Origin of the sequence: Nostoc commune NIES-4072 (assembly GCF_003113895.1) — a bacterium.
Taxonomy (GTDB): domain Bacteria; phylum Cyanobacteriota; class Cyanobacteriia; order Cyanobacteriales; family Nostocaceae; genus Nostoc; species Nostoc commune.
In genome coordinates this window covers 6,362,913-6,375,503 of sequence record NZ_BDUD01000001.1, presented here as the reverse complement: position 1 = coordinate 6,375,503, position 12,591 = coordinate 6,362,913, and the positions used below count along the sequence as shown (strand labels likewise).

Here is a 12,591-nt window from a genome sequence, read left to right as displayed (position 1 = left end):
CATTTGTCGTTTATCTTTTGTCCTTTGTCGAGAACTAATGACTAATGACTAATGATTAATGACCAATGACCAATGACCAATGACTAATACATGTGCGATTCTATTTGACTTAAGGGCACAAAACATTCTTGAGGTAAAAGAACTGGTTGATTAGTGAAAATAACTTTACCTCGATGAGTCACACGATTAATTGCTACACCGGAAGGTTGCCCAGCTATTTCGGGATGTACTTCACAGTGAGTATAGTATATCTGCCCGGCGGCTCTGATTAGGGCGGGATCAATCAAAGGCGATTGGTTCTTCTGGGCGGTAAAATTTACTTGACCTTGTCGTAATGCGTACACTATCGACTGTTATTTGATTGCTAGATTTCCCTTTAGTCTACCCGAAACTTATAGCAAAGGTTGCCAAATTGCCCAAGTAGCATTTTAATTATTTTCTTTCAAGAGCTAAAATCAGTGCATCGCCCATAGCGCGGCAACCTAAAAGGTTTTTTCCTGGAGAAATTATATCCCCGGTGCGATCGCCTTGTTCTAAAACTTGCAATACGGCTTGTTCGATGTGATCTGCCGCTTTTGGTTGGTCTAAACCGTAGCGTAACATCATCGCCGCACTCAAAACCTGTGCTAAAGGATTTGCCTTATCAAGTCCGGCAATATCTGGGGCAGAACCATGAACTGGTTCAAACACACCAGGTCCAGAAGCGCCCAAACTAGCCGAGGGTAACATCCCAATACTACCTGTGAGCATAGCAGCAGCATCAGAAAGAATATCACCAAACAAATTGCCTGTGACAATAGTATCGAACTGCTTGGGAGAGCGTACTAACTGCATAGCAGCATTATCTACATATAAATGAGAGAGTTCGATATCTGGATATTCTTGTGAAAGTTGGATGATGCGATCGCGCCATAACTGAGATACTTCTAATACGTTGGCTTTATCTACCGAACAAAGTTTTCCGCCACGTTTGCGGGCTGCTTCAAACGCCACTCGTCCAATGCGTTCGATTTCCGATTCGCTATAAACCATCGTATTTACACCGCGTTTTTCACCAGTTTCTGTAGCAAAAATCCCCTTGGGTTTACCGAAGTAAATTCCGCCAGTGAGTTCACGCACCACCATAATATCCACGCCTTCCACAACTTCGCGTTTCAAAGTCGAGGCGTCGATTAGCTGGGGCAAAATTTTCGCTGGGCGCAAATTGGCAAATAATCCCAAACCTGCACGTAGCCCTAACAAACCTGCTTCTGGGCGTAAATTGGATGGTAGGGAATCCCACTTATAACCACCAATGGCAGCAAGTAACACAGCATCACTGTTACGGCAGGTATCTAGAGTGGCAGATGGTAGGGGTTCACCTGTGGCATCAATTGCTGCACCACCAATGAGGGCTTCTTGGAATTCAAACTTCAGATCAAATTGCTTCCCTACGACTTTCAGCACATCTACCGCCACTGCCATAATTTCAGGGCCAATGCCATCGCCGGGTAGTAGAGTAATGCGGTAGTTCTGGGTCATAGCTCGTTATTACTAGGTAAATGCTTGCAGATCAAATATCATACCTAGCAAAATGTACCGATGGAGTTTTTAATTTATTTAGATGTGTGTTGTCTGAATCGCCCTTTTGACGATCAGACACAAGAACGGATTTTTTAGAAGCCGAGGCTATAAGGCTCATTTTGGCTCGTTGTCAGAGTGGTGAATGGCAATTACTGGGAAGTGAAGTTATGGATGAGGAGTTGGAACAGACACCAGACGGAGAAAGAAAACGACAAATGATGGCTTGGGCTGCTTTAGCAAGCACTAAAATTATGGCTAGAGAACAGGTTAAGTTCCGTGCTAGAGAAGTTGTTGCTCTCGGATTAAAAACCTTTGATGCATCTCATATTGCTTGTGCAGAAGTCGGAAATGCCGATATCTTTTTAACAACTGATGACAGAATGTTGCGCTTAGGAGCAAAAAACAGCGCCATGCTACAAGTGAGAGTAGAAAACCCATTGCGGTGGGTATCGGAGGTAATAAATGCTAGACGTGACTAAGTTGACTCAAGCTGAGATTAGGCGACTGGGAATAGAAGCCTTAACAAAGGCTCTTGGCCCTGCTGGAATGGCAAGATTTATGCAGCAATTTGAAATAGGTAGTGGAGATTACACACGAGACAGGGATCAAATCTTGGGAAATCCCACTATTGATGAAATTTTTGCTCGCATTGAGGAGCGACGAAAACAGCAGGAGAAGGGCGAAAAGTAGAAAAGTTTTATGTGGTAGTGATTATCTAGACTTAACAATCTAGATAATCGCTACAAATACCACCTTACTTTATAACCTTTTCCAAACCTTGATGAAGGCAATCACTGAATGTCCACAAGCATTCATCATTACCCCATTTACCGTACCACCAACCGCAGACCCGATAAAAGGCATGATTGTTGCTACGTTGGCTAAAGTTTTCTCGCCTGCTTTGGAGATTAACCTAATTCCCAAAGCTTTGTTTATCTCAGCAAATGTTTTACCAGGGATAGACATCAAAGCTTTCTGAATAGCTTGCGATCCTACTTGAGTTCCTAATTGATTAGCCAGTTCAGATACACTTACTCCAACCGCAGCCGCTAAAACTAGTACTCGTGTAGATTCGCTTTTTGTATCAATGCCATAAAGGGCAAAAAGGGCTGATGCTAGTTTTACATTGGAATACAATGTAATCGTAATATCAGTAGGTATTCCGGCTAGTCCTATGAATCCACTACACAAAGTAGCTTTATATAAAGCCACTTTCAATTTCGGAAACTATTATTTGACTATATAATCTGTTATTTTTTTATTGGCAAAACTATCACGATAATCTAAAAATCATGTTAAATATCCCTACTCAAGACTTACGCTACACAGCTATTCAGTTTTTAGAACAAAGTCCCTCACAGCGTCTACAAACTCTTAAGCAATTGGGCATAGCTCGTTATGAGTTTTTAACTAAAATAAGATTAAATGAACGAAACATCATTTTGATGATGCGGTTTTTTAAATATCCAAGTCAGCTAAAATTTCCTAATCTTATAGGAGCAGATTTATCTGGTTTAATTTTAGATGGGGTAAACTTAATTCGGGGAAATTTATCAGAAGCTAATCTACAAGGTAGTAGTTTAGTCAATGCAGACCTATTATTTGCAAATTTTACGAAAGCCGATTTGAGAAATGCTGATTTACGAGGCACAACTCTTAACGAGACTATTTGGCTAGAGACTTTAGTTGATAAGTGTCAGTTTGGGGAAGGTATTGGTCTAAATGAACTGCAACGTCAAGATTTGCAACTACGCGGGGCTAAATTTAATTCTTGAAAAAATGGTAATGAAAACACAAAAAATTATAAGATGATTAAATTGAAATTGACTGGATAAGTTAATGAGTATTAAGTTGCCCCAAAAATTGATGTTGCTGGGTTCAGGAGAACTAGGCAAAGAATTTGCGATCGCAGCTCAACGTCTTGGTAATTATGTGATTGCCGTTGACCGCTACGCCAATGCTCCAGCGATGCAAGTTGCTGATGCTTATGAAGTTATTTCTATGCTCAGTGCTGATGATTTAGAAGCTGTAGTAACAAAATATCAGCCAGATATTATTATACCAGAAATTGAAGCAATCAGAACAAAAAAGCTGATCGAATTTGAGCAGCAAGGGATTACAGTTATACCGACTGCGGCTGCTACTAACTATACAATGAACCGCGATAGAATTCGAGAACTGGCACATCAACAATTAGGCATCAGAACGGCTAAATATGGTTATGCAACAACTCTAGAAGAATTGATTGCAGTTTCTGATGAAATTGGGTTTAGTAATGTTGTTAAACCTGTGATGTCATCCTCTGGTAAAGGTCAGTCTGTAGTGCAAGAAAAGAGTGAAGTTGAGAAGGCTTGGAATTATGCGATCGCTAATTCTAGAGGAGACAGTCAAAAGGTCATCGTAGAAGAATTTATTAATTTTGAAATTGAGATAACTTTACTGACAATTAAACAGTGGAATGCACCCACTATTTTCTGTTCTCCTATTGGTCATCGCCAAGAAAGAGGAGATTATCAAGAGTCGTGGCAACCCGCAGAAATTTCTGAAGACAAGATATTAAAAGCTCAAGAAATAGCCATAAAGGTCACTGATGCTTTAGGAGGAGCCGGAATTTTTGGTGTTGAGTTTTTCATTACCAAAGATGAAGTGATTTTTTCTGAACTTTCTCCCAGACCTCACGATACCGGAATGGTGACATTAATCTCACAAAATCTCAATGAATTTGAACTTCATCTGCGAGCAATTTTAGGCTTGCCAATTCCTCATATAGAACAGCTAGGAGCATCAGCTAGTGCGGTAATTTTAGCTTCCGAAAAATCTGATTCTATTGCTTTTAGTGGTGTAGCCGATGCTTTGTCAGAAAAAGATGTAGATATTAAGTTATTCGGTAAACCTAATGCTCATCCATATCGGCGAATGGGTGTAGCTTTAGCGAAAGGTATTAATGTCCAAGAGGCTAGAGAAAAAGCTACGAAAGCTGCAAGTAAAATTCAAATTATCTAGCTCTGTTAACTAAGTTGACTTACATCTTGTACCAGAACACCGAACAACTAGAAGTCACGGTTATATAAGCGAAGTTTACCTAATTTTTTTGTGTAATTGACCATGTGTCTATGTCAATTTCCTATGTTGGCATCAATTAGAACCGAGAGGGCACTTTGAGCAAATGTTGCTCCGTTGGGTGACTGTTCGATTGTTGCCATTAAGCTGGCTCCTCCAATCAGCAGAAGGTACTGTTGCGAAAAGAATTCCGGATTTTTAACGCCAGCCTCAGCCGCCAAGCGCACAATAATTTGTCGAATTGACTCACGTAGGTCTATTGAAACCTGATGTGCTTTATGAGAAGCATCGGCAATTTCCAAAACAGCATTGATAAACGGACAACCCCGAAAATTGGGACTTGAGTACCACTCACGCAACACATCAAACGTTCCTAATAAACGTTCTTTGGGTGTAATACCTCGCTCTGAAACTGCATCCTCAAACCAGTACAACCACTGGATAGCGCGATATTTCATCACTTCCTCGATTAATAAGTCTTTGGAAGGGAACCAACGGTAAAGCGTCCGTTTAGCAACACCTGACGCTGCAATGACTTCATTAATACCGACATGCTGAATTCCCTTCTGATAAAAGAGTTCAGAAGCCGTTTCTAAGATTTGTTGCCGAGCGTGACTTGATTCAGTAGTCATAGTTAAATGAGTAGACAAGGTTGTCTCCTTTGAAATACAATAGCACCAACTTTTAGTAGACAAGATTGTCTACTTTCTTTGTACATTTGAGGCAACAACCAGAAGTCATTCTGGGCATAGCAATTAAAGTGATGCACAACTACACAAACCACATTGCTAAAACGCCTCTTGATAAACCATTCAGCCATATATTTGGTCAAAGCCTGGAATCGAGAGCGTCAATAGCATTTGACGGAACTTTAAAGGGGTAGTTCACAATCCTAAATCTACGGCAATGCGGTGGGCACAAGCAAACCCAGAAAAAGCTACTGCATTCAACCCTTGACCCGGAAAGGTACTATCCCCCACACAATAAAGTCCTGGAATAGCTGTGCGATTAAAAGGCATATTCAATAACCCCCACAACTTGCGCCGGGGAATTGGCCCATAAGTGCCATCTTGACGACCCAAAAAGCGGCGATGGGTGCGAGGTGTTCCCACTTCCAGATAATCCAATCCAGCATCAAATCCGGGAAAAATATTTTCTAAGCGATCAATAATTCGCCAAGCTGCCTCTTCTTTCTTGGCTTCGTACTCACTTGGAGAAAGTTTTTGCCAATCATCAATCCAGTGAGGCGTAAATGCGTGAATGATGTGATACCCAATTGGTGCTAAATCTGGATCAAGCAATGTAGGAATCGAAACGAAAATAGTGCCTTCTGCTGCTGTCATCTTTTCCCAATCTTCCAGCAAAATATGGTGACACTCTGTCCCCGCAGGTAAAACTGACTCCTTTACCCCGATGTGCAAACTCAAGAAGCTTGGAGATTTTTGATAATTTTGTTGCCACTTTTTCTCATTATGTGGCATTTCTTCTACTGATAATAATTGTTCAAATGTATCCCAGCGTGTAGCATTAGAAACTATGCGTTTACCCCGGTATACTTTACCATTAGCTAGTTGCACACCTACCGCTTTTCCCTGTTCTGTAAGAATTTTCGTGACTCTAACTTGGTACTGAATCTTACCTCCAGCTTTCTCTAGACCTTCCACCAGTTTTTGGGCAATTTGTCCCACCCCGCCTTTAGGATAATTAACTCCGCCATAATGCCTGTCAGAAAAGACCATCCCAGCATTAATCATTGGTGTCATGTCTGATGGAACCACCGACCAGCAATAACACTCCATATCGATAAATCTCAATAATTGCGGGTCTTTGATGTAGCGCCGTGCTACATTCCCGGCATTTTGAGGCAGATACTTAGCTAAACCGAGACACGCCAAAGGATGTTGGAAAAATGTTCGCAGTAGATACCGAGGTTCTTCTAGGGACAGCAAATCCATGCTGTTGAGGCATTTGAATACTTTTTGGCATTCGTCATAAAAGCGACGAATCCCCTGGTCTTCATGGGGAAAATGAGCAATAAGATTTTGCAAAAATGTTTCATAAACCCGGTCAACCTTCAAGTTTAAACCTTGGGGTAGATGATAGTGAATCTGTACCGGATCTGCGATCGCTTCTTGGCTAACATTCACAGCTGACAAAGCGCGGGTGAGTAAATTAGTAGTGCCGTTCTGTCCCAGCCCAAAAATCATTGATGCACCAACATCAAATCGATAGCCTTGGCGTTCAAAATAACCAGCACTCCCACCTGGAATCAAATAACGTTCCAGTACCAGCACTTTCGCTCCCTTAGCTGCTAACTGGGTTGCTGTTACTAATCCGCCAATCCCAGACCCAATCACGATCGCATCAATAATATTAGTCATTTGTCATTTGTCATTTGTCATTTGTCATTAGTTATTCTCCCCCATGCCTAATGCTCAATGCACAATCCCTCAATCCCCAGTCCCCAATCCCCAATCAAAAAAAAGAGGGACGAGCCTGCTGCTGCTGGCTAATCCCGTCTGCCGATCCTTAAAAGAGAGGAGAACACTGTATAACAATATAGTTTGATTGAGAATTAATGTCAACTATTAATGAAAAATTTTATCAATAAGATTGATAGCCTTAATTAAGCGTTAATTATCAGCTGTCAGCCGGATGCAGGAAAGAGTATTATGGTGTTTTCAGTTCTTATACAATAAAAAAGCCCTTATTTCTGGCTATGACGCTACAATTGCGGGTTTATGTTCCACCCCATCCCCTGATCAAACACTGGCTGGCAGTTGCCCGTGATGCAGGCACACCTTCAGTGTTATTTCGCAGTGCCATGACTGAATTGGGAAGATGGCTGACTTATGAAGCTGCGCGAGACTGGTTGCCAACCCAAGAAACGACCGTGCAGAGTCCCTTGGATACTTGTTCAGCAACCGTGATTGATCCGCGAATACCAGTGGCAGTAGTACCGATTCTACGGGCTGGACTAGGATTACTTGAGGGAGCGCAGACTTTACTGCCTTTAGCTTCTATTTACCATTATGGTTTGGTTCGAGACGAAGAAACACTGCAACCTCATTGTTATCTGAACAAGTTACCAGAAAAATTTGACCCCGAAACACGAGTGTTAATTACCGATCCGATGTTAGCAACAGGAGGGTCAATCATGGCGGTAATGGCAGAATTGACACAACGGGGTGCTGATCCATCCTTGACCCGGATTGTCTGCGTGGTGGCGGCTGCACCAGCTTTGCAAAAACTGAGTGTAGCTTATCCAGGTTTAATAATTTACACGGCGACTATTGACGAAAAACTGAATAACAAGGGGTATATTGTGCCAGGATTGGGAGATGCAGGCGATCGCATCTTTGGGACTTAAGCTACTATGCAGCTAGGGCAGCAAGATAGCATAACTACTGTAAAAGTTGCAAGGTTTGTTGAAGGCGGTAAAGATATGAGTCAACGAGATGGTTTTGGCAGTGGTTTTGTAGCAGGGGCGTTTGTCGGTGGTGTATTTGGCGGTGTTATTGGGGCACTGATTGCTTCTCGACGCAATCCAGAGTTGCTAGCAGAGGAGGAGACAGAACTAACGGATAGCCAAGCCGAAGCCAAGAAAATAGCAGCAAAGCGGCGTCAGATGAAAGCCTCAGAAAGCGAGAGCATCGGTATAGAGACGGCTAGGCGATCGCTAGAAGATAAAATTGCCCAGCTAAATGCCACAATAGATGATGTGCGGAAGCAACTGGGAAATGTTAATAGTGGTTCACCCCAAGCAAGCAATGACCGCTCCCTCACTAAAGACTCTTGAAGTCTGTTCAGGCGTGGTGAAAATGTCAAGTGTGGTAAGTGCTAAATCCGCAAACATCATGACATAGACTAAATTAAAATTAAAAGATAAGACCGCGTTTGACACTTAGTAGGAAACAAAGCTATCCATGAGTTTACTGATTACGACACTAGTTACCTTTGTCACCTTTTATAGCTATTTGCTACTCATCCGGGTTTTGTTGACCTGGTTCCCGCAAATCAACTGGTATAATCAGCCATTTGCTGCTTTAGCCCAGATAACCGACCCTTATTTGAATCTATTCCGCTCAATTATTCCCCCATTGGGTGGTATGGATTTTTCTCCGATCTTAGCTTTCTTCGCGCTCAACTTAGCTGGTGGCTTTTTGAGAGCCATTCCTTATTAATTAGCCTGCCATCTATTCGTACAGAGATTTTGATTAGTACCCCAATAAAAATTTTTGTAGAGATGCTAATTGTAAAAGCGTCTCTACAATTTTTATCAGGAGGAGTTTATGTACTCGCAATCAGAAAATCGAGTAACACCCCATCACTTTTACTACCGTGTAAGCAAAAATCTTTTCGCTGGCTGGGTTCCAACCTCGAATTAGAAACTTAGTACTCCATTGATTTACCGCAATCGAGGTTTGTTGGATCAGCAATGATAAACGTTTTTGGGAGTTGCAAAGTGTAGCTTCAGCGCGTTTGCGATCGCAGCAAATTCGACTAAATACAACGGCTGATCTGTTTTGGAATCGTTGGTTACAAAGACACCGTAATCAACCGGAATCTGCTTTACTGAGTATATAGCGGTTTTCGTTTGCATGAAGTACATTTTTAAACCTCACCCTACTTGCCTAAACGATCGCTGGTGTATTTGCACGCTTACTTTGAGGTGTTGCAACCATCCGCATTCCAGTCGGTGCGGCTATTGTTAACCCACGGCGCACAGGACGCACAGGACGTTTGTTGACTAGCGATACTTGAAATTCTGACAAAATAGTTGCCAAGACGATTTTCATTTCATACTGGGCAAATGCCATCCCAATGCAGCGACGATTACCGCCACCAAAGGGGAAATATTCATAAGGTGAATATTGTCTTTCTAAAAAGCGTTCTGGTTTGAACTGCTTTGATTGTGGGTAAACTTCTTCTCGATGATGCGCTAAATAAATACTGGGGACTATTGCCGTCCCTTGTGGCAGTTCGTAGCCCATAATCTTAATTGGGGTCTTCACAACCCGCACGAAAGCAGTCATGGCAATTGGGTAAATTCGCAATGTTTCTTGGCACACTGCTGTCAAATAGGGCAATTTAGCTACAGTACTCAAATCGGGGTTAACTCTAATCGTGTTAAGTTCCTGTAGCAACTTTTCACGCACTTCTGGTAAATGGTCAATCCAGTAAAAAGCCCATGTCAATGCAGAAGCGGTAGTTTCATGTCCCGCTACTAGCAGTGTCATCAACTCATCGTGTAATTCTTCATCTGACATTCCTTGACCATCGTCATAACGAGCAGCCATCATCAAACTTAGGATATCTTGGCGATTTTGATCGGATTGTGCCCGACGTTCTCGAAGCAAAGCATAAATAAGTTGATCAATTTTTTGCTGTTGTTGCAGAATTCGGCCCCACGGACTCCACGCACCGAAATCTTTTTGCATGAAGCTGAAAAAGAAGGCGCTAGACATTAGAGGCGAACTGATGAAGTCTAGTAAGTCACTTAGCGATCGCCTCAGTTCTTCAAAAAGTTTTCCCTCATTTAAACCAAATACAACCCGCAGAATAACACGCAAAGTGATTTCTTGCATCGACTCGCGGATCTTAAAAGGCTTGCCAATTTGCCATTCATTACTCACCTGTCGGGTTATTTTTTGGATATCCTGACCATGAGCTAGCATCCTTTCACCATGAAATGGAGGAGTTAGTAATTGCCGTTGGCGCTGGTGGCGATCGCCATCCGCTAACATAAAAGAGCGATCGCCAAGCAAAAATTTTAGTCCTATGTTCCCCCTGCCAACCTCAAAATGGCTGGAATCAGCAGTAAAAATCTGCTCAAGCGCTTGGGGTTGACTAAAGTACACAAGATGGTTATCAGAGCGACTACTTCTGATAGTAAAGGTGTCACCATAAATTTTGGCAAAATCATCCACATATTTTATAGGCTGACCAATAAACTTGATCATCCGCAGCCAGCGCGGCATTTGAGGCCCATCAGGCAAATTGTAAGTTGCTGTCATAAGAGTTTGGGGAATTGATGGCTTCTGATTTTATTGTTACGAGTTTTCATGTTCTTGAGGCCCACATAAAGCGGTATATTCATCATGGGGGAGTAGGGAGTAGGGAGTAGAAAGTGGAAGAGAAGGATGATAACTAATAACTTTTAATAACTAACTCAGTACTCAACACTCTTTCAAGTCAATCCATAATTAAAAAATCCCAATCAAAAATGAAAAAGATTTCTTCCCTATTCCCCACCCCCCACTCCCCACTCCCTTTTCCTAGCTAAAGCAGTGCCAAAAATCATCGCTATTCTCAACGGTAAAGGAGGAGTCGGTAAAACGACCACCGCAGTCAATCTGGCTGCGAACTTTGCGAAGAAAAAAAAGGTACTGCTGATTGACGCAGATATTCAAGGTTCTGCCAGTTGGTGGTTTGGGCGCAGTCAGCAAGGAATGGGATTTGATTTATCTCAAGAAACAGATCCCACACTTTTAGGTGATTTACAAAAGATAACAGGTTACGATTTAGTAGTAGTAGATACGCCTCCCGCGCTGCGCTCTGAAGCATTAGTAGCGGTAGTTGCGATCGCACATTATCTAGTTTTGCCTACACCCCCAGCCGCAATGGATTTAGCTATCCTAGTGGAAACAGTCAAGCAAGCGGTCATTCCCGTGGGAACTCCTCATCGGGTACTGCTTACCAAAGTGGATACGCGCAGTATAGGGGAAGCACTAGAAGCAAAAAACACTCTCACTCGATTAGGTATTCCTGCTTGTAATACCTTTATCCGTGCTTATAAGGCTCATGAAAGAGCGGCACTTGAGGGTGTAGCGATTAGTCAATGGCGAGGAAGTAATGCACGGGAGGCGGAGTTAGACTACCGCCGTGCAGCTGATGAATTACAGCGTGATTGGAGAAAATAATAATGGCTAGGAAACAAAGTCTCTCTGACTTACTACAAGAAGAGGCGCAAAAATTTACACCCTCAGAAGGCGAATCTGCGATCGAAATTACAGCACAAGAAATTGCCGAAGAACAAGCTTCATTAGATGAAGAATCCTCAGCACAAACACCTGAGCCAAATTCTACCAAGCGCACAACTCCAACTAAAGCTGAATTAGAAGCAATTGTCAAAGAGTTGACAGCTAATCTGGAAAAAAGCCATAAAAAGGAAGCATCTCTTGGGCAGGAAATTGCTGATTTGCAATCAAAACTATCTAAACAACAAACATTAGCATCCGAACATAAATCATTAGTACAACAGGTTACAAAAGAACTTGAAGAAACAAAAAAAACAGCACTGCAACTAGCAGAAGCAAATTCTAAGCTTATAGAAGAAATTAATGCTTTAAAACAAACAGCAGAAGATAAGTCTAAACTTGCTGTAGCTGTAAAAGAAACTAGTGCTATAAAACCCGTAAAAGACCACTACAATCCACTTAACTACAAAAAATCACATCGTTCATCAGAAAAATTAGCTCAAAATCAACCACAAAATCAACCAAATGAGTATCCTGAGAGTTCTAATGAGATGTGGTTACTTGACTAGAACCAGTTCATCAGTTAGATAAAGGTCAATGGTACAAATTAAAATCTATGGCACTGCTTCATTTATACGTCATTCTCGCAGTGCCATTTCTGAGGCAATTCATTCTTGTGTTGTTGAAGCTTTAGTATATCCTCAAGACAAGCGTGCCCATCGTTTCTTTCCTCTCGAACCCGATGATTTCATCTATCCCGTCGGACGTTCAGAAAAATACATCATCATTGAGATTAGTATGTTTGAGGGACGCACTATTGAAACGAAAAAGAAACTAATTAGGTTATTGTTTTCCCGCTTATCTGAACAAGTTGCAATTGCACCTATAGATATAGAAATCACAATTACAGAAACTCCAAAACACAACTGGGGTATTCGGGGAACAACAGGAGATGAATTAAATCTAAATTACCAATAAACAACAAAAT

At 41.9% G+C, this 12,591-nt stretch carries 17 protein-coding genes; 10 read left to right on the top strand and 7 right to left on the bottom strand.

All coding sequences use genetic code 11. The annotated features are described in order from the left end of the window. Positions 1-83 precede the first annotated feature (83 nt). Positions 84-344 (bottom strand): hypothetical protein, encoded by a 261-nt coding sequence (locus CDC33_RS28380; RefSeq protein ID WP_109011772.1) that lies wholly within the window; start codon positions 342-344, stop codon positions 84-86. Positions 345-432: 88 nt separating this feature from the next. Next, positions 433-1,521: a 3-isopropylmalate dehydrogenase gene (gene leuB / locus CDC33_RS28375; RefSeq protein ID WP_109011771.1), complete on the bottom strand. Its 1,089-nt coding sequence runs from the start codon at positions 1,519-1,521 to the stop codon at positions 433-435. A gap of 161 nt (positions 1,522-1,682) precedes the next feature. On the opposite strand from leuB, the gene CDC33_RS28370 reads away from it, so the two are divergent. Continuing rightward, the gene (locus CDC33_RS28370; protein WP_244919371.1) at positions 1,683-2,042 is read left to right on the top strand and encodes a PIN domain-containing protein; all 360 of its coding nucleotides are present in this window, start codon (positions 1,683-1,685) and stop codon (positions 2,040-2,042) included. Further along, positions 2,026-2,253 carry a hypothetical protein gene (locus CDC33_RS28365; protein ID WP_109011770.1) on the top strand — a complete coding sequence of 76 codons (228 nt, stop codon included), beginning with the start codon at positions 2,026-2,028 and terminating at the stop codon, positions 2,251-2,253. The genes CDC33_RS28370 and CDC33_RS28365 overlap by 17 nt, the downstream gene beginning before the upstream one ends. Before the next feature lie 69 nt (positions 2,254-2,322). On the opposite strand, the gene CDC33_RS28360 is transcribed toward CDC33_RS28365, so the two are convergent. Beyond that, entirely contained in the window at positions 2,323-2,775 is a 453-nt protein-coding gene (locus CDC33_RS28360) for a hypothetical protein (RefSeq protein WP_109011769.1), read from the bottom strand. Positions 2,776-2,855: 80 nt separating this feature from the next. Here CDC33_RS28360 and CDC33_RS28355 point away from each other — a divergent pair, with 80 nt between their 5' ends. Both CDC33_RS28355 and purT read left to right on the top strand, forming a co-directional pair. Continuing rightward, a complete protein-coding gene (locus CDC33_RS28355; RefSeq protein WP_109011768.1) occupies positions 2,856-3,338 on the top strand; it encodes a pentapeptide repeat-containing protein in 483 nt (160 codons plus the stop codon). A 64-nt stretch (positions 3,339-3,402) separates the two neighbouring features. Next, positions 3,403-4,566: a formate-dependent phosphoribosylglycinamide formyltransferase gene (gene purT / locus CDC33_RS28350; RefSeq protein ID WP_109011767.1), complete on the top strand. Its 1,164-nt coding sequence runs from the start codon at positions 3,403-3,405 to the stop codon at positions 4,564-4,566. Between the two features lie 113 nt (positions 4,567-4,679). Here purT and CDC33_RS28345 read toward each other — a convergent pair whose 3' ends face one another. Further along, on the bottom strand, positions 4,680-5,255 hold the full coding sequence (locus CDC33_RS28345) for a TetR/AcrR family transcriptional regulator (RefSeq protein ID WP_109011766.1): 576 nt from the start codon (positions 5,253-5,255) through the stop codon (positions 4,680-4,682). A 252-nt stretch (positions 5,256-5,507) separates the two neighbouring features. Further along, the gene (gene crtH, locus CDC33_RS28340) at positions 5,508-7,004 is read right to left on the bottom strand and encodes a carotenoid isomerase (protein WP_109011765.1); all 1,497 of its coding nucleotides are present in this window, start codon (positions 7,002-7,004) and stop codon (positions 5,508-5,510) included. Between the two features lie 338 nt (positions 7,005-7,342). On the opposite strand from crtH, the gene upp reads away from it, so the two are divergent. The 3 genes from upp (at position 7,343) to CDC33_RS28325 (ending at position 8,807) form a co-directional block, all read left to right on the top strand. Continuing rightward, positions 7,343-7,993 (top strand): uracil phosphoribosyltransferase, encoded by a 651-nt coding sequence (upp, locus tag CDC33_RS28335; protein WP_109011764.1) that lies wholly within the window; start codon positions 7,343-7,345, stop codon positions 7,991-7,993. Between the two features lie 75 nt (positions 7,994-8,068). Beyond that, a complete protein-coding gene (locus CDC33_RS28330; protein WP_109012741.1) occupies positions 8,069-8,422 on the top strand; it encodes a ssl2009 family thylakoid membrane protein in 354 nt (117 codons plus the stop codon). A gap of 127 nt (positions 8,423-8,549) precedes the next feature. Continuing rightward, positions 8,550-8,807, top strand: coding sequence for a YggT family protein (locus CDC33_RS28325; protein WP_109011763.1), 258 nt, complete (start codon positions 8,550-8,552; stop codon positions 8,805-8,807). A 248-nt stretch (positions 8,808-9,055) separates the two neighbouring features. Here the strand turns inward: CDC33_RS28325 and CDC33_RS39175 are convergent, their stop codons facing one another. Next, positions 9,056-9,226, bottom strand: coding sequence for a hypothetical protein (locus CDC33_RS39175; RefSeq protein ID WP_219930070.1), 171 nt, complete (start codon positions 9,224-9,226; stop codon positions 9,056-9,058). A 31-nt stretch (positions 9,227-9,257) separates the two neighbouring features. Continuing rightward, positions 9,258-10,640, bottom strand: a complete 1,383-nt coding sequence (locus CDC33_RS28315) for a cytochrome P450 (RefSeq protein ID WP_109011761.1) — start codon at positions 10,638-10,640, stop codon at positions 9,258-9,260. 273 nt (positions 10,641-10,913) lie between these two features. Here CDC33_RS28315 and CDC33_RS28310 point away from each other — a divergent pair, with 273 nt between their 5' ends. The 3 genes from CDC33_RS28310 to CDC33_RS28300 are packed head-to-tail and all read left to right on the top strand — an operon-like array spanning position 10,914 to position 12,581. Beyond that, positions 10,914-11,546, top strand: a complete 633-nt coding sequence (locus CDC33_RS28310) for an AAA family ATPase (protein ID WP_109011760.1) — start codon at positions 10,914-10,916, stop codon at positions 11,544-11,546. 2 nt (positions 11,547-11,548) lie between these two features. Next, positions 11,549-12,172: a hypothetical protein gene (locus tag CDC33_RS28305; protein ID WP_109011759.1), complete on the top strand. Its 624-nt coding sequence runs from the start codon at positions 11,549-11,551 to the stop codon at positions 12,170-12,172. Between the two features lie 28 nt (positions 12,173-12,200). Then, positions 12,201-12,581, top strand: a complete 381-nt coding sequence (locus CDC33_RS28300) for a tautomerase family protein (protein WP_109011758.1) — start codon at positions 12,201-12,203, stop codon at positions 12,579-12,581. Positions 12,582-12,591: the final 10 nt, after the last annotated feature.